We start from the raw sequence: 17,407 nt of genomic DNA on the forward strand, positions 1-17,407 counted from the left end.
GGGGGTGTGGCACCCCTTCGGGGTGCGGGGTGGTTTTGAATCGCATGTTCTACCAAACGAGCATCCCTTCGGGATGCGGGGGGCATGAACCGCGGGGTTTACGGTACGGGCATCCCTTTGGGATGCGCCGGGATTGGTTATGGAGCTTCGGGGGTTTACGAGGCAGGCACCCGTTGGGATACGGGTTTTTAGGGACGCGGCTACGCCGGTTTGTCAAAGCGGGCCATCGGGTGCGCATCCCGAAGGGATGCTCGTTTGGTGGCCGGGGACGGGCATTGGGTCTGCCCCGCGGAACGCGGGGTGCAGGGTCCCCGTGGAGAAGGATGATCTATGTGGCTGCAGACCGTCGGGGGCTTATGTACAATCAGGATAATAGCAGCAGGCTGACCGTGAGCCGGCAGCCCATGCCGGGGCTGCTTTGCAGGTCGACGCGGCCGCCGAGGCTTTCGGCGCGGCTGCGGATGTTGTTGAGGCCGATGCCGGCGTGGTGGCGCGTGGGGTCGAAGCCGGCGCCGTTGTCGCTGAGGGTCATGCGGAGGCTGCCCTCTCCGATGCTGAAGGAAAGCCAGGCTTCGGAGGCGCCGGCGTGCTTGAGGATGTTGGTGAGCTGCTCCTGGAGGATGCGGTAGAGCGTGATGTGGAGCTGCTGCGGCGCTTCATAGTGCTGGATGGCGGCCGTGTCGAGCCAGATCCGGAGCTTGTTGGTGGCGGCCACGGCGTCGGCGAGCTCACGTACCGATTCGTGCAGGCGGATCTTGCCGAGGGAGGGGGCGGAGAGGCGCTTGGAGATGGAGCGGATCTCGTTGATCGACTCCTGCAGGAGCGTCATCGACTTGCGGGCCAGCTCTTCGCGGTCGCCGATACCCGTGAGGAGGAGCTCCTGGTACAACTTAACGGTAGTAAGCACCTGGTTGACGTTGTCGTGCAGCTCCTGGCTCATGTCGGAGCGCTCTTTTTCCTGGGCGGCGATGACGGCGGCGGTCATCTGCTGGCGCTGCTGCTCCAGCTGGCGTTCGAGTTCCTTGCGCTCGGTGATGTCTTTGCGGATGCTGAAGTATTCGAGCACGTTGCCGTTGGCGTCGAGCACGGGCTCGATGCTGATGATGCTCCAGAAGGGCGTGCCGTCTTTGCGGTAGTTGAGGGCTTCGAGGCTGAAAGGGCGCTTCAGGGCATACTCGGCGTCGACGCGGGCGATCGTGGCCGGGTCGAGGGCGGGGCCTTCGAGTACGGCAACGGGACGGCGGCCCTGCATGTCGGCGAGGGTATAGCCGGTGAGGCGGGTAAAGGCGTCGTTGACCCAGGTGGTTTCCTTGGCGGCGTTGGTGATGACGATGGCGTCTTCGGTTTGCTCGGCGATGAGGGAGAGCTTGCGGAGTTCGGCCTCGCGCTGGCGGCGGCCGGAGATGTCGCGGAGGCGGCCCACCATACGCAGGGCGTTGCCGGCGGCGTCGCGGAGGATGTAGCCGATCTCGTGCACGAAGCGCCAGCCGCCTTCGGGGCGGAGCAGCTGGTACTCGGCTTCCCAGTGGTCGGCGGCCGGGTCGTGGAGCGTGCGGTCGAGGCTGTGGAGGAGGGCGGCGCGCTCATCGGGGTGAACGCGGGCTTCCCACTGGTCCATCTGGAGCTCGTGGCTGGCATAGCCGAAGATGGTCTGCAGGCCTTCCCCCCAGTGGAGCGCGTTGGAAGGGATATCCCAGTCGTAGATGGCGTCGGTGCGTGCGGCGAGGCGGAAGCGCTCGTTGGAGCGGCGGAGCTCCTCCTCGGTTTCCTGCTGGAGGCGGAAAAGCGTTTCCTGCTGCTGGCGGGCGGCCGCGCGCCAGGAGCTGGCTTCGGCTTCCTGGAGGCGCTGGGCGCTGATGTCGCGGGCGATGGCGTAAACGAGGCCTTCGGTGGCGTTCCAGTGCCCCGACCAGAGCAGGTAGACAACAGAACCGTCGGCGCGGCGGTAGCGGTTTTCGAAGTGTTGGGCCGACGCAGCTGTGAGGAGGGCGGCCGCGGCGGCGCACGTGGCGGCGCGGTCGTCGGGGTGTACGAGGTCGAGGCTGGAGCGCCCGATCAGGTCGGCGGGCTCGTAGCCCCAGCAGCGGCGGGCGGCGGCGCTGACGGCCACGAAGCGGCCCTCGCGGTCGAAGAGGCAGATGACGTCGGGGGAGGAGTCGAAGAGGTTACGCAGCTGGGCCGCGGAAGGATAGACCGGGGTTGGGGCGGGTATTGGATCGTGGCCGGGCATCGGAGTTTTTACGGTGGGGGAATATAAAGATACGATGCAAGCCGACAGAACAGAAGAACAAGGAACAAGGAACAAGGAATGGAGAAGGCATTTGGCCCTTCCCTGTTCTTAACTCCTTGTTCCTTGTTCGCCTGGTCAATTGGCGATCATCGCCTGCGCATAGCGCACCTTGCCTTCCGACACATAGACGGCGATGCCGCCGGCGACCTGCCAGTTGGCGACCATGGCCTCGTGGACGTTGGTGACGAGGCGCTGCAGGTCGGTGTCGTAGATGACGCGGTAGTTTTTGGGGGCCTTTGCTGACGCTTCGGCGGCGGGGCGGCCGGTGCTGGGGCTGGGGCCAAAGGCGGACACAAGAATGCCGCCGCCGAGAAGGAGGGCGGCGAGGGCGGCGCGAAGGGAGGTACTGGGTTTCATATAAGATGATTTTAAGGGTGTCAGGGGGTTACTACCTGGTTCTTATAAGAAGCGTGCCGCTCCAGCCACACTTTGACGTAGGGGCAGTACACGACCACGGGAAGGCCTTCGGCTTTGGCATAGTCGAAGGCGTATTGCGCCAGGGCGCCGGCGATGCCGCGGCCGCCGATGGCCTCGGGCACCCAGGTGTGCATCAGCATGATCTTACCGTCGTGGAGCGCGCCGTCGCCAAGGCTCTGGCGGCCGGAGATCCTGTATTCGAGGTAGGCGAGCTGGCCGTCCTGGTCGGTTTCGAAGCGAAGGTTGCTGGTATTGTTGACGATGTTCATAGGGGTAAGGTACGATGGGGGCGGACGCAGCGGAGCAGCTTTGGCAGCAAAAAAGGCGCGGGTGGCGCGCCTTGAAAGGAGGGGAAGCGTAACCGGGCACATGCCCGGGCTTTGTGTGCCGGGTAGCCAGCCTTTAGGCACTGCGCGAGTGGGACTTATGCAGCGTGCTGTTGCCCAGCAAGTACTGTATCGGCGGCCTTTGTGTTCTGCGTGGTTGGCCTCTATGCCCTGCGTGGTCGCTCCCTCTACTCCGCGTGGAGGGCTTCTATGCCTTGCGTTGCCGGGTATCCTGCCCTGTGCGGCGGGCCTTATGTGCCAGGCAGCTGGAATGCATGCAGCGATGGGTAGGGCGCTATGCCCTGTGCAGAGATGGACTCGCCGGCGGCGGGCCACACGGCCTGGAGGCGGCGTACGCTGAGGTCGCGCACGCGAAGGCCGTTGAGCAGCTTGCGCTCTGCCGACGTGGCGCCGTAGCTGGCCACGAGGTAGGTGCGGATGGCGTCCATACGGGCCACGATGCCGGTTTGCTTGTCGTAGAGCAGGCGATCGCGGGCGATGAGGGCGGCGGTATAGTCGCTGCCAGCGGTGGCCACGGCGCTGTTGGCGCTGCTCATTTGGGCCAGGCGCTCCTCCAGCTTATCGAGCTTGAGATCGGCGCTGGGCGCCTTGTAGGCGGCGCCCAGGCCGCGGCAAAGGCCGACCATTTTGCGGAAATGCTCGAGGCGGTTGTCGAAGGAGGTTTGCGACACCGATATCTGCTTGCTGATTTCCTCGGCGGGGGTATCGGAAGCGGCGGGCTTTGGCTGGCGGCTGATGCGCTCACCCCGCACCTTCTGCACGAGGCTCCGGGCCTCCTGCTCGATGCCTTCGCTGGCCTTGCAGCTTTTAAGCGCGTTCACGATGCGGGTGCCCAGCTGCGCCTGGCCATCGAAGAGCGCGCGGCGGGTTTCGCGGGCTTCGCCATAGAGGCGTTCCTTGCGGTAGGTGGCGGTGAGGGTTACTTCGCAGTCGGTGCAGAAAGCTTCGACCACGGCGGGTTTGCAGCTTTCCTCCTCAGGGGCAAAGGTCGCGCCCAGGGTGCGGCAGGCGGCCGCTGCGGCCGCGAGGTTGTTGATGTTCGTGCTGTGGGTAGCGTCCGGTTGTGTTTTCGGCATAACAAAGTGTTTTGAATGAAGAAAAGATTGACAACCGGAAGCTCCGAGGAAACGCGGATGCGGCGAGGGGAAAAACAACAGGAATTCGTGGGTTTTTCAACAGGAATTTGTGGTGAAAAAAACGGCGGGAGCGTGTTTTTACGTGGGGGGGAGAAGGAAACTTTCGATTCACCTCGGGAACTAACAACAAAGTTTCAAAAACGAGCCGTTCCGTAAAGTCTGTACAAGTCATTTATTTTCAATAAACTTGTAACCAACTAACTCAACTGCTGATAGCATGCTTAGACAGGTTTCTTGGCCTGAGGATCGGTCATATCGCACAAACGGTGAGCGCGAGCCACTCCAATTTTATTTAGATGCCCTTTCGAATAGTAATTCGTTCGATTTGTTGTTGGGCTATTTCAGCTCCGCCGCTATAAGCGTCTTATCGCCTGGGTTTGCAAAGTTTCTGAGCTCAGGCGGGACAATTCGTATGATCGTCAACGATATTCTTTCTGAAAAGGATAAAGAAGCAGTTCAACGAGGACTTGAAAACAGGGATATCAAGGAAATATTTGATTTGACTGACATTCCCAAACTAAAAAGCGTTTTGGATGATTACGGTCGGCACTTTTTCGAATGTTTAGCCTGGTTGATTGCAAATCAACGAATTCAGATCAAAGTAATCAGACCCAAGAAAAATGGAATATCCCATTATAAATCAGGTGTATTCTCTGACGGAGTTGATAAAGTTGGATTTAAAGCCTCATGCAATTTTACTGCTTACGGGTTATTAGAAAATCTAGAAGAGCTAGATGTGGCGCTTACATGGGAAAATGGTAAGTCCAAAATAGATAGTCAGACTAATTGGTTTGAGAAAATATTCAATGAAGAAGCTGATTTCGTAGAATACGTTCCAGTCGAAAGTATTCAAATAGCAATAAGGAATGAGTTTGGGGAAAGAGAATTGAACGAACTTGTTTTGCAGGAGAAGGAGCTCGTTGAAAAGAAGCAGAAAGCGAACGAAAACAAGAAGTTGAAAAGGATTCTTTACAAAGCAGAGGAGGATTTGGTATCCTATATTAGAGAGCCGAAGTTCCCTTATTCTGAAGGTCCACGGCAATACCAGAAAGAAGCTTACGACAAGTGGGTGGCAAATGGGTGCAAAGGAATATTCGCTATGGCAACAGGGACCGGCAAGACGATTACTTCATTGAATTGCTTACTTATCGAAAGCAGGCTTTCAAAAGATAAGATCTATCATGCTTTGGTTTTAGCTCCAACCCTGACTTTAGTTGAGCAGTGGGAAAAAGAAGCTCAATCCTTCAATTTCCAAGAAATAATAAAGGTCTCGTCTAAGTTTGATTGGGAAGAAGAGCTAGGAACTCTATTGTCCACAGCAAAGCGAATCCCCACTTCGTTCATTATCATTAGTACTTATGCCAGCTTCGTTAAGGATAAATTTCAGAAGCTTCTCAAAAGTTTGCCCGAAGACACGGTTTTTATAGCGGACGAAGGTCATAATCTGGCATCTCCGAATGTATTAGCGCGACTGAAGAATATCACACTCGAAAAGCGAATCGGACTGTCCGCCACCCCCAAGCGAATATATGATCTAGAAGGCACGAAAGTAATGGAGGAGTTTTTCAAGGACCAGGAACCTTACACATTCTCATTTCCGATGGATAAAGCCATCAACGATGGCATCTTATGTAAATACTATTATTATCCGCGCATCGTACGGTTGACAGACGTTGAGTTTGAAGAGTACATAGAGATTACTAAAAAACTTGCAAAGTTTTTCAATCCAAACAAAAATGGATTTGCTGAATCGGACATAGTAGAAATGCTCCTTTTAAAAAGGAAGCGAATTATTCACAAGGCTTCCAATAAGCTCGCAGCTATGCGCCAAATTCTGGAGGGACATTATCGAGAGAAGGGCAACTTGAATTACACTTTTGTTTACGTTCCCGAAGGTGTAACAGAGGAAGTTAATGAAAATGACACGGGAGATCTAGAAGAAATAAAGTTAATCAACCAGTACACAAGAGAGATTGGACGCATTAATGCAAAGATCACCGTAAATCAATTCGTAAGCGGGATGCCAAATCGCAATGAAATTCTACGACAGTTTCAAAGTGGCGATATTCAAGTAATTGCTTCGATGAAGTGCCTAGATGAAGGAGTGGATATTCCACGAGCCGAATATGCGGTGTTTTGCTCGAGCACGGGAAATCCCAGACAGTTTATACAGAGAAGAGGCAGGATTTTGAGAAGGCATCCAGACAAGGATAATGCAGTTATCCACGATCTAGTTGTAATTCCAAACGTGAATGCACAAGAAGGAAGCGAGACCTATAATGCAGAAAGGAATCTTGTAAGGGCTGAATTGGAACGAGTGATGTATTTCGCTTCACTTGCAAAGAATCCGTACTACACTGAAAAGGTATTCGATGAGGTATGCAATGCTTATAACTTGAATATTTATACAATTCAAAATGAACTAAAAACCGTATGACCAGAGAAGATATCTTGAAAGCGTATTTGAAGGATGATTTATTCCTAGAGAAAGGTTATCTGAATCAGCACCAGGTCGACACAATTAAATTTTCCGAAACCAGTCCAAATAAACTTGTTGAAGTGATCAAGAAGACAATTGAAGCAACGGTCAAAGGTGACTTTGATGATTCATCTGTTGCGAGGGCACTCAATAATTACCTCAATAAGTAGGCTATGATTATCACGAAGCTGGAGATCGAGAACTTCATGTGCTATGCAGGATATAACTGCTTTGAGTTCAAGGAGGGTCTAAACATCATCATTGGAGATAATGGTTATGGGAAATCAAAATTATACGATGCTTTTTATTGGGTATTGTATGACGAATGCTTTGATACCAATAAGAAAGCATTTGTAAAAACAAACTTTCTGAAATCGTCAATTGTCTCCGACAAAGCAAAGCACGAATGCGAGGTTGATAGTAAAGTTGTTACATCTGTGAAAATTACTTTCTATAATCCTGAAAAAGACAATGAGTTTACTCTAGAAAGGAAGTATTCCATTGCTAAACTCGAAGATGGATGGAGAGAGGGCGCCTATTCGGATTTAACGATCTGGAAGAAAGAGCTATCTTACCTGAATAGCAATTTAGTTACCGATGAGGCCGAAAAGGATCGCATTCGAAAAACAATATTGCCCGATAATATCAAGCCTTACATGTGGTTCCAAGGCGAACAAGTAGAGTCGATAATTGATTTCAATAAGGAAGATACTCTTAACCAGGCAATCAATATTCTATCGAATATTACCAAGTTCGACTCGATTAAAGAAATAGCCAAATTAGCGGCTAAAGCTGCAAAGAATGAGTATCAAAAGGAAGCCAAGCGCTTAAGCACTGATAAGAAGGCAAGTGATGATTTGGAAAAGCAGCGTGAACGGGCGGAAGGCCGATTGAATCATTTTATTGAAGAAGAGCAGGAAGCACAAAGGAATCTTTTACAGGCAGAAGAGAAATTTGAAAGGCTCCTAAATAAAATGGAGGATGCGCAGAAGATCAAATCTTTAGAAAGCGAAAGAAGGCAAATTCAATATCAATTAGAAGAACAGAAGAAGCATCAGTCCGAAGGTCAAGTGTCGTTTCACGGGAAGCTCTTTAAAAACCGTTGGGTTTTAAAAGGGACAGAGCATTTGTTTGAAAAATACAGTGAGAAGTTCTCTGAATACGAAACAAACAAGCTTCAGAAGCAAGCCGAAATCAAAGCAAGGGCTAAAGCGGAAGGAGAACTTATCAAGAAGTTGCAGACACGTTTGCCAATTGATGTCCCCGAACCCATCTATGTAGAGCGTATGCTCAAAGAAGAACGGTGTCTGGTCTGTGACCGCGAAGCTTTGAAGGACTCAGAGGCCTGGAATAAGATTAAAGAGCTGATAGACCGACCGCAGGAAAAGGTTAAGCAAGAAGATGATGTTCCTTCAAAACATAATTTCCAAGCCGAGTTTCGGAAATTGTATCAGACTGGAGTAGCGTTGAGCTATAGGGTAAAAGGCATCGATGAGGACCTCACCAATACCTTGTTTGCTATGCAAAACGTCAGAACCAAGATTAAGGAGCTAAACAAGCAATATGAGCATATCGATAGTGAAATACAAAGGGCATTAAATGATTCTTCGATAAAGGTAAAAGACGCGGATGATATACTTAATGAGATAGCTATCAATGACAAATACCGAACTAAGTATCGGGATGAGCTAATGTCAATAAGATATAGTATTGCAACTAGCAAAAAGGAAATAGAGGAAATTGACAAGAAACTTAAAGATTTAGTTGTAGGTGCAATGTCACAGAAACTTGTTGAGAAGTTATCTGTCCTCGAAGATTTCGAGTTGGTTACTTCTTCGACAAGAGATCGAGTGTTTAACGAGCTTATTCAAAAACTCGAAGAAGAGGCGAATAAGCACTATAGTTCTATGACTGAGGGTAATTTATCAGTCCGTGGCCAGATTCGTCTGCGGAAGACCAATATCAATTATATGCCTGAGTTGGTAAATGCTGATGGAAATGTTTTGCCACACTTGAATACAGGTAATATCATCCTTATCAAGCTGGCTACAATCATGGCAATCATCTCTGCTCGCCAGGGCAGCCGAGCCACAGATCTGTACACTTTGATTACGGATGCACCCATGTCTGTATTTGGAGAGGATTACACTATTGGCTTTTGCAAAACCGTGAGTAAAGTGTACAAGCAGAGCATTATTATGAGCAAGGAATTTTACAAAAATGAGAAGCTAAGGAAGGAGCTCCTAGAAAGCGAGGAGATACATCTAGGAAAGGTTTATCTGATCATGCCAACGATTGACGAGCATGAAAGAACAAGTAGAAACAGTTTAGCTACAAAACTTCAACCTTTAGCATAATGGAATTTATAAAACGTCTAAAAGAAAAAGCGCCTTTATACGATTCATCATTGGAAGAAATGATTCTACGATTTACTGTGAAACAAGGAGGTCGCGGCGGTAATACTAATGAGGCTGGCCAATGGGAACAAGGCAAATATTTTCTGAGGAAATATGATATCTATATGTACGCAGTATTGGCTGGCTTGAAATCAAATTACTGCCTTCCATTAGGTTCCGAGGCGGACACATCTAAGTTTTGGGAAATTAAGAATTGGGATGACCAGGACTTAGTTGACTACGTTTTGATGGGAGTAGTTGCAGAGTCTGATGTCGATTTGAATGCGATTGAAGACATGGAGGATAAAAATGTCGATAAAGAGATAAGTAAGTTGAAAGGATTGCTTGAGGGATATGCTAATGGTGGTTTCGATAAGATTAGAGCCAAGTTGGAATCGGAGCCCGAGTTCTTTGAAAACAATGAGAACTGCTTTTTGGATTTTTTAGAAGAAAAATAGATCTGCTCTCCTATGGTGAATAAAGACTCAATCGTTTTCCAGTTTATGATCAAGGAATACGAAAAATTATATGGAAAGCTTGACGCACACCAACAAGTCATCGAAAAAACAATTCAATTTTACCTTGTTTTTATCGGCGCTCTCATAAGCTTCATTTCATTTTCGAAAAGGGATGTGGAAAATCTGCATCTATTCAAATTAGATATACTTAAAATATTCTCCTTTTCTCTTGTTTCTCTTGTTGGACTGTTCATCTTTTTTAAAATAGTTGAACACAGGATATTAGTAATCGCCTATGTGAAAAGTATTAATCTTAATCGGAAATGGTTTCTACAAAATTCTGAAGACAAAAGAATTGAGGAGTTTTTGTTTTGGAGGGCAGATGTGAACCAGCCTCCATATTACAGGAAGTATAGGCACTTCTATTGGGAAGCTTTGATTATTGCATTCATTAATTCCATATTCATTTCAATTGCTGTAATTAATATTGCTACCGTGATATTTTCAATAAAGTCAATTTATGCTGAGTATTTTAATTGGAGTTGGTTTGGGGTTTTATCGGGAATGACTACATACTTTTTAATGAAATATTACAAGGTAAAGGCATTGGTTGAAGAAAATAAAATTCACAAAAGGTTTAATAAGGCGGCGCAATAGTAAGTTTCTATTTAAAGTTTCAATTGCTTATTCACTTTTCTCAGGTGAGCTATGAGGACATTAATCTCTAAAATCCTATCGCGGTTATTGGATTACCTGTAATGAATGTGATCTAATTAGCCGAGAGTTAGATTAAAGGACTCAAACAGCTCTCGCTCCTTTTTTGTCTTCTTAAAAGAGATGCCAATATGTTCGATTATCAGCATCGTAGCATATTTGACCCTAGGTTTATCGGTCTTTATATTATTGCTTTCCTCATCCCAAAATATGGTTTTCCATACTTTGTTTTTCAATGAAAAATCATGTGATGCAAAGAATGTCTTAGCCGCATGTAACTTATTATTGGCTTCTGCAACTTTTAAAACATCGAAATAAATGAACTGTCCAATTGGTCTAAAAATTAATGAGCCCTTGACGCTTCTTTCTAGGGTGCCTGTGCTATTATATTTTTGAAAAGCAGGTAGAATTGTTAGAGTAGATGTAAGATATCTTTTAATCCTAGTGATATGTTTTTCCAAAGTATCGTCTTCTACCCTGGTATTGGTAAAAGAATAATGGTCTTCACCCTGTACATTAAACGCGTAAACCTTTTTGTTTGTAATAATCCGTTCTACAATTTCATAAAGCGTTCTAATATTGGTAAAGTCAACACTGTTTTCAGGGTTGATTGATGGCGACTTATTAACAATGATCCTATTCTTAAATAGTTCAAAATGATCAATTAACTCTCTCGTTATTATAGCACAGTTATCATCTTCACTAAGTGCTATTATATCGCTTTTGCCAACTGGCTTTGCATATCTATTTAACGTGGAAAATAGTCTTCTCGTCCTCACATTTCCATCAAAGCTCGCTTTATGAGCAACAAATATTACCGGAACTTCATCATTTAGAATCTCTTTATTCAGTTTAACAGCCTCCCTTATCCCAATGGCTCTATGCTGACCATCAATAGCAAAGATGTTTTCATCACCGTTTAATGAAAGGATGCCAACAGAATTAGATAAGTAAATCTCTGTTTCTTCTCCAATTTGTTGAACTTGAGTTGTTGACCTTTGACTTACTTGTATCTCTTGCCAGGATGGCGAACCTTTGTATATGCCAAGAATAAGACTATTAAAAAAACGCTGTCTTGTCTTATTGATGTAATCAACAATTCTTAATGTTCTTGACTTTTCCAAGTCTCGTTGAATCCATTCTCCAAGTTTTAACTGATCGTCCGAATATTTCTTATCTATCTCGACTGGTAATTTGACTCTTTTAGAAACTTCTTCAAATGTCATTAATGCTGAGTAAAAGAACCAGTCGCCAATTTGGCCTTTTAAACATGGCAAGACAAGCTTTCTATTCATCTCAATAAGCTATTGTTCGTAAATGTATTGAAGTTCGGGGCTAATGCGGGCTTCTGGTATTTGTGTATTTACATGGGGGACAAATACATTTAATAACTTCTCTTCAATTTCGTCTATTCGGGTATTGTTCGACACGGGAGTGAAGTAGAAATAAACATTTTTTTTATAGAGATTGAGCATCTTAAAAACCTTTTTCCTAGGCTTGCCTTTCCCTTGTTGATCATTTAGATATTCTTTAAACCTTTGATTAAGCGTTCTCTTGGTTTGACCAACGTAAAACAGATAATTAGTTGGGAAAAAGTTCGGTATTGATGGCTTGATTACAAAGCAGTATATGCCTTTTCGAACAGGGATCTTGCTTGAATTGGAGGTGGTAAATTTGTATGACCTCCAATTGCATTTATAAGTGAAGTGCTTTGAACTGTCTTCCCAAAAGCTAGGATAGAGAAGGAATCTTTTAATATGTTGGATAATTTCCGCTTCTTTCGCAAAATCGATATCGTAAGGCATAAAACGATTTATATAAAGCAGGCTGCACAGCCTTCTGTTTCATCATCTAATAGATCAAGGTTTTCCACTAGTTTAGAGAACTTCTTATCTCTTCTTTTTCTAGTCAAAAACTCTTTTTTTATTGCTTCAATTCTGCTTGGTACCGTTAGTTCTTCTAAGCTTTCATTTTGATTCCAAGTAAATCCCTCTTTTATGTTTTCATACTCCATTGCTTTCGCAAACAAATCAGGATGCTGTTCATAAAGCCAGACCCATTCAATCTTTTGCTGAAAGAAGCAGAAGTAGCAGCCTGATCTGCTCCGAGCATAAGAGCCCTTGCCTGCTTTAGAATCGAAGTCGATCTTTTGATAATAGGCAGGGATTCCTATGGACTCCCGAAGAATTTGGAAAACGTCTTCACGCACCAAGACATCTTCATTATCTAACAGTGGGAAGGAAGTCTCGGTCGCTAAGGGATAGCTAGTTGTTTTTAACATCTCAAAAACTGCATGGTTAAACTGTTTGATGTTTTGATCAAGCAGAAGGTTTAGCTTTTGCTGGACAGTAAATCTGGCTGAAATAGGCTGTTCAAGTATCTGAATCACACGGTCTGTAGCCTGATATCCAAATGAAAAAGAATAGATCTCCTTTAGAGCGGTAATATTTTCGTTTTTAAGAATCTTTACTACGACGTCTTCGCTCCAGATGTTTTTTCGATAAGGAAAAATCGATTGGATGTTTGATTTAATGGAAATATATCCTTCACGGTCTTCGTCACCACGTATTCCAACATAGGAGATCACTGGGTCGTTTCCCACAAAGCGCTCAAAGGGTTCGAGCTTCAACTTTTTGGTACACCATCTAGCATTCGATGAAGGCAAGTAGCCGCCAAATATTTCGTAGTAGAAATCGAATGGATCTTTGGTTTCTGTTTCGGAAGCCTTCAAGCGGATAATATTCTTTCCCAAAACACTTTCCAGGCTCTCAATTACTTGGTAGGTTTCATCTAGCTCTTTCCCAGTATCGGTAAAGTAGTATTCAATATCCAATTGTGGATATTCCCTCTTTAGGTAGATGGCTAATGCTGCACTGTCCTTCCCACCCGAGATGCCCAACACGTGTCGTACTTTCTTACTCATTCATCAACTCTTGAAGTAGCTTAGCTAATATTGTTGTATTTAACTGCTTATCCTTTCCTAAAATACCTTTTATCTCGCCGATTTTGGTATCAACTTCTTTTGCTTTCTTTTTAGGAATACGTATCAATTCTTTATTGACTCCATTTACAAAGGAAGTGATCTCCACTTTGAATACCTCTTCTTTCTGCTCGTCGAAATCTTTTTTGCTGATATCACATAGGTTGTCTAATTCGTGAACCAAATCTTTCACCTTCTCCAAGAGAATCATCTCTTCATCGTCTGAGATAACGTTCAGTGATTTTCCAACACAGGCATGAGCTACGGAGTTAAGCCAAGCCTTACGATCGTCTAATTCCGATGTAAGGCGATTGTAAAATGACTTTTGGTGGTTGAGAAGCAAATGCGTCTTTACCTTTTTAAATCGCTCCTTAATGGGTGCTTTATAGTCTGGAAAGGCTTGAGTGATTCCTAATACCTCCTGTATAAAATATGTTTCGAATCGATCTAGTAACTGGTCATATGATGTGCGAAGCTCACGAATGGTACTTTGAAGACTGTGGATATACTTTTCTGAAATGCTTTTGTTCGACTGCAGTTCCGAAATGCTGAACCCTAAAGCTGTCGGAAAATCTTCGAAAAATGTTTTCTCAGGATCCTTAGCTGATGCAATTACATTTCGAAGCGCAATGCTCTTTTTAGAAAGTCCTCGAGTGGTCTTTTTCGCATAGTCCGGCAAGTCCCTATAAAATACTAAAAAGGGTTTGATTGTTTGAATAAACAGCTTATTTGTTGGATTGTGATTTTCTGCCTGGTTGAGGAAAATTCGGTAACGGTTGAATAGCTCAAGCTTTACACCTGCTACATCAAATGCCTTTACTTTAAAGAGTCCAGGTTTTTTATTAATCAACTCTAAAATGTCTTCATTCAATTGGGGCTGATAGCTGTCGCCTTCATACAAGGCATATTCATCATTCTTGGCAAGGAGGAAGATCGGCAGCCAAAAATCAATAAAACCTTGTTTGAGCTTAAAGGGTTTAAATAACAATATTTCAATGAACTCTTGTAAGCTTCTTTCTTTCGACCTGGTTGATGCCAGGAACGATTCGCCAGCTTCCCACAATGCTTGAAAGCTTTTTTCGGTTGGTTTACTCCAAGTCCAAACGCCATCAATATTTACATGTAATCCTGTTTCTTTTATCAGCGAGAGATAAATGGACTTTTCTGGCGGAAACTTGGTCGCTTCATAGCTCAAGTTTTCGTCTTCCAAATTATTCAGTAGCCTTCCAAGTAGGTTTCTTCTCGCCATGGCCACTTGTCCAGAGACCCTCGTCTTGTTAAGCAATTCATTTCTTAATACAGGCGTAGACTTATATATCCCTTTGCAAATAGTTGATAGTGCCTGGTTGAAAGATTGGCGATCATTGATACTAACAGGTTCTCCCTTGAAATACCAAACAACATTTTCTCCGGTCGAATACAGGCTGTCAAGAACGTAATGGTTCAACAACTTAATGTAATGACCCTCGATTTCCTTTAGTGCTTTTACAGCTGCTTTGTCATCACTATTAATCGCAGTTACCTTTTTTACTTTTTGGATTTCAAATAGTGTGTTTTGGATGTGCGCCGTGTTTTTGTAGTAGCCAAAGAGAATAGCTTCACCGCATTGCTTTGAATGAGCTTTTATCTGGCCTTCAGCTTTAGCGTCTTCATTAAAGACAAGATTGATAAAACCATCGATTTCCCCCTCGGGAAGGAGGTCGATGGGTTGTTCTGTCAATTTGAACTGAAAGAATCGTGGTGTGCCCGTTTCGTAATATGCGGCTTTAGCTGAAATAAAAGGAAATTCAAAATACTGATTAAGGTGGTCAACTACATTCGTGGCTTTCTCTACAATTTTACCAGCTTCATCTATTGCAAGTTCAATATCAAGGTCTGTGCCTTCAAACAAAACATATTTGAAACTGTGTCTCACATAACGGATAATCTTATGCTTTTCTAGTTGAGCAACGACCTCTTCCGGATTCGTTACACCTAAAGCCAGCTTGGCATAGGTGTGGTAAAAGACAGGTTCAAGTTTTGCCGATGCGCTGGCAAATATGTTCAACAGGCCAATCGTCTTTACCAACGACGCAGCATCTGCTAATATGGTTTTATCCAAAAGGCCATCTACTCGTTCTAAAGTATTTCGAATTGACGTCCATTGTGTATAATTCGGATTATACTTACTTGAGATGATGGAGTAATAGTTATTTATTAAGTAATCATAGACGTGCGCAATCGAATAATATCCTGCCTTGTGCTCGTTTATTCCATCATGGTCTTGAGATTCGATAAAGGAGAAAAGACTTCTCTCGTTCTGGCCATACCGCTGTAAGGATAAGGTAAGGACGGCTGCAGACAGAATGTCAAAGGGAAATAGCTTTTTAGCGAAATCTTTATCGAAGTAGTCTCGAAGAGGAAATGCTTTTGCTTCTGCAATGCAATCAAAAAGTTTGACAAAGTTTTTATCGGGCGCGCGGTCTTTGAATTTTTCTTGCACTCGTTCGGAGGCTAAAAAGAGAAGTTGTTCGACCGGCTCATTAAAAACTACTTCCTTTAAGCGCCCTTTTACTTTTTGCCATTCTTGCTGTTGGCTTTTGTTCAAGGCCAATGCGTAGGCATTAAAGTCCTGGTGTAAGGTGGCAACCAATAGTGTTTGAGACTCGGTATTATTTACCCATTCCGCTAATTGCTGAATGAAATACAACTCTGCTTCCGGATTGTTCTTTGCGGCAAACTCTAAAAACTTGCCGAATTCATCGATCAAAATGGCCAACCCTTTTCCGTGCTTTTTTTGTAGGGTTTGATAACGTTTGTTTAACGCGTTGATCAAGTCATTAGAAGAATAATCTTTTCCTTCGAGTTTAAGGGCCGCGGCAAACGAATCGGTGATAGAGGAGAAGGCACCAATAATTGTGATGAATTCAAAGTTCGGTAACTGCTTCGCGATTTTGTCAAATCCTTTGAAGTGCTTTTTACTCCCTGTTAATGTTTGCTTGGTGGCTAGAAGCAGTGATGATTTGCCGGTGCCATAAGCGCCAATAATCACATGAGATTTTACACCGACTAGCGCATCGTTTAAGATCTGAGTGAAAACTTTAGTAGAGTTTGGTGTAGCGATGTAATTAAAGTCGTATTCGCCGTCTCTTTCGATATTAATCGAAGGGGAGAACTTAATCTTTGTAATAGGCATGTAACACGCTCCATTTATCGAGGTTAGAGATTTGCAGCGTTCTTACACCTGCAGTTTCTGTAAAAATTGCTTTTCCAGGATTGTCATTTATTATTTGCTCAATCTTTTGAAAAAGCCCTTCTTCCGTAAGAGCGAAAATGCTTCCGGGCAGGTTCTCACCAGTTTGCAGCTCACGGAAGGAAATCGACAATTCGCCGCTTGGTGGCATTGAGGCAGTGTCGAGAATATTAAATAATACTATTTGAGAAGGGAGGTCCATTCTCTGTTTGCTTTCCACACGATACCATTCAACGGCCTTGCCATCGATGTTTTCAGACTGATAGGGTTCCATTAGATCGAGGTCAATCATCAGGTTTGAGAAATCGTCTTCAATATCGATTTTACTTGCCTTGTAGTTCGGCTTTAGGTAGTTCCGTATAAATACGCTAATGTCTGAATTGGCCGTATTTGCATTAAAAGTATTCTGATCCGAGCCTTCTAATTTTCTCTTTATGAAGTTGGCCAGCTGCTCTTTTGTGAATTCGAACTTGCTCTTGCGAAATTCGTTAAAGAACAAATGGTAAATGGAAGCTTTTCCAGTTTTAATCAAGTAGTAATGCAAAAGCCAGATGGTTCCCAGGTTTTCTAAATAAGGATCATAGCCTTTGTTGTCATCCATCAGAAGCTTGCCAAGCTTAGATAACCCCCCGCTGTTTTCTTCAAGAATCCCAAATGATTTAAGCCAATAGTTTATTGACGTAACCATGTTCTTACCTACACCTAATTTCACTACAGAGTTTTCGTCGTTGAAGTTTCCATTGGATTGAACGAAATCATATCCTTTTTTAAGCCAGAAATGCTTGCAAATAAATGAATCGTGCCCCGAAAACTGGAACTTCATAGAGAATGGTATTAACCAATTGCCGCCAGATACGTGCCCATATTTACTGGGTCCACCGGTTGTGCACAATGTGTGCAAAACTCGATTAAGCAGTTGGGTCAATTGGTTTGGCGAATTTGAGGATTATTCGGCAGA

General features: G+C 45.0%; 14 protein-coding genes. 5 read left to right on the forward strand and 9 right to left on the reverse strand.

The window, feature by feature from the left end; translation table 11 throughout:
* Positions 1-364: 364 nt before the first annotated feature.
* The 4 genes from ACYU7Z_RS12365 to ACYU7Z_RS12380 all read right to left on the reverse strand — a co-directional run bounded on the left by ACYU7Z_RS12365 (position 365) and on the right by ACYU7Z_RS12380 (position 4,130).
* Positions 365-2,230 carry a PAS domain S-box protein gene (locus tag ACYU7Z_RS12365; RefSeq protein WP_460570901.1) on the reverse strand — a complete coding sequence of 622 codons (1,866 nt, stop codon included), beginning with the start codon at positions 2,228-2,230 and terminating at the stop codon, positions 365-367.
* A 135-nt stretch (positions 2,231-2,365) separates the two neighbouring features.
* Complete coding sequence (locus ACYU7Z_RS12370; RefSeq protein ID WP_460570902.1) at positions 2,366-2,647, reverse strand: hypothetical protein; 282 nt, start codon at positions 2,645-2,647, stop codon at positions 2,366-2,368.
* A 20-nt stretch (positions 2,648-2,667) separates the two neighbouring features.
* The gene (locus ACYU7Z_RS12375) at positions 2,668-2,976 is read right to left on the reverse strand and encodes a GNAT family N-acetyltransferase (RefSeq protein ID WP_460570904.1); all 309 of its coding nucleotides are present in this window, start codon (positions 2,974-2,976) and stop codon (positions 2,668-2,670) included.
* A gap of 308 nt (positions 2,977-3,284) precedes the next feature.
* Positions 3,285-4,130 carry a hypothetical protein gene (locus ACYU7Z_RS12380; protein ID WP_460570905.1) on the reverse strand — a complete coding sequence of 282 codons (846 nt, stop codon included), beginning with the start codon at positions 4,128-4,130 and terminating at the stop codon, positions 3,285-3,287.
* Positions 4,131-4,602: 472 nt separating this feature from the next.
* Between ACYU7Z_RS12380 and ACYU7Z_RS12385 the strand changes: the two genes are divergently transcribed.
* The 5 genes from ACYU7Z_RS12385 to ACYU7Z_RS12405 are packed head-to-tail and all read left to right on the forward strand — an operon-like array spanning position 4,603 to position 10,180.
* Positions 4,603-6,627, forward strand: coding sequence for a DEAD/DEAH box helicase family protein (locus tag ACYU7Z_RS12385; RefSeq protein ID WP_460570906.1), 2,025 nt, complete (start codon positions 4,603-4,605; stop codon positions 6,625-6,627).
* Positions 6,624-6,839, forward strand: a complete 216-nt coding sequence (locus ACYU7Z_RS12390; protein WP_460570908.1) for a hypothetical protein — start codon at positions 6,624-6,626, stop codon at positions 6,837-6,839. Before ACYU7Z_RS12385 ends, ACYU7Z_RS12390 begins: the two co-directional genes overlap by 4 nt.
* Positions 6,840-6,842: 3 nt before the next feature.
* On the forward strand, positions 6,843-9,026 hold the full coding sequence (locus ACYU7Z_RS12395; RefSeq protein ID WP_460570909.1) for an AAA family ATPase: 2,184 nt from the start codon (positions 6,843-6,845) through the stop codon (positions 9,024-9,026).
* Entirely contained in the window at positions 9,026-9,523 is a 498-nt protein-coding gene (locus ACYU7Z_RS12400; protein ID WP_460570910.1) for a hypothetical protein, read from the forward strand. The genes ACYU7Z_RS12395 and ACYU7Z_RS12400 overlap by 1 nt, the downstream gene beginning before the upstream one ends.
* 45 nt (positions 9,524-9,568) lie before the next feature.
* Positions 9,569-10,180: a hypothetical protein gene (locus ACYU7Z_RS12405; protein ID WP_460570912.1), complete on the forward strand. Its 612-nt coding sequence runs from the start codon at positions 9,569-9,571 to the stop codon at positions 10,178-10,180.
* A gap of 116 nt (positions 10,181-10,296) precedes the next feature.
* On the opposite strand, the gene ACYU7Z_RS12410 is transcribed toward ACYU7Z_RS12405, so the two are convergent.
* From ACYU7Z_RS12410 to ACYU7Z_RS12430, 5 genes are read right to left on the reverse strand one after another with little or no spacing between them, the layout of a single operon-like run.
* Complete coding sequence (locus ACYU7Z_RS12410; RefSeq protein WP_460570913.1) at positions 10,297-11,532, reverse strand: DGQHR domain-containing protein; 1,236 nt, start codon at positions 11,530-11,532, stop codon at positions 10,297-10,299.
* Between the two features lie 9 nt (positions 11,533-11,541).
* Positions 11,542-12,042 carry a GIY-YIG nuclease family protein gene (locus ACYU7Z_RS12415; protein ID WP_460570914.1) on the reverse strand — a complete coding sequence of 167 codons (501 nt, stop codon included), beginning with the start codon at positions 12,040-12,042 and terminating at the stop codon, positions 11,542-11,544.
* 8 nt (positions 12,043-12,050) lie between these two features.
* The gene (locus ACYU7Z_RS12420; RefSeq protein WP_460570915.1) at positions 12,051-13,160 is read right to left on the reverse strand and encodes a phosphoadenosine phosphosulfate reductase family protein; all 1,110 of its coding nucleotides are present in this window, start codon (positions 13,158-13,160) and stop codon (positions 12,051-12,053) included.
* Positions 13,153-16,392, reverse strand: coding sequence for an ATP-binding protein (locus ACYU7Z_RS12425; RefSeq protein WP_460570917.1), 3,240 nt, complete (start codon positions 16,390-16,392; stop codon positions 13,153-13,155). Before ACYU7Z_RS12425 ends, ACYU7Z_RS12420 begins: the two co-directional genes overlap by 8 nt.
* A complete protein-coding gene (locus tag ACYU7Z_RS12430) occupies positions 16,373-17,272 on the reverse strand; it encodes a DUF4007 family protein (protein ID WP_460570918.1) in 900 nt (299 codons plus the stop codon). Before ACYU7Z_RS12430 ends, ACYU7Z_RS12425 begins: the two co-directional genes overlap by 20 nt.
* Between the last annotated feature and the right edge of the window lie 135 nt (positions 17,273-17,407).

This window comes from Flaviaestuariibacter terrae (assembly GCF_054777635.1).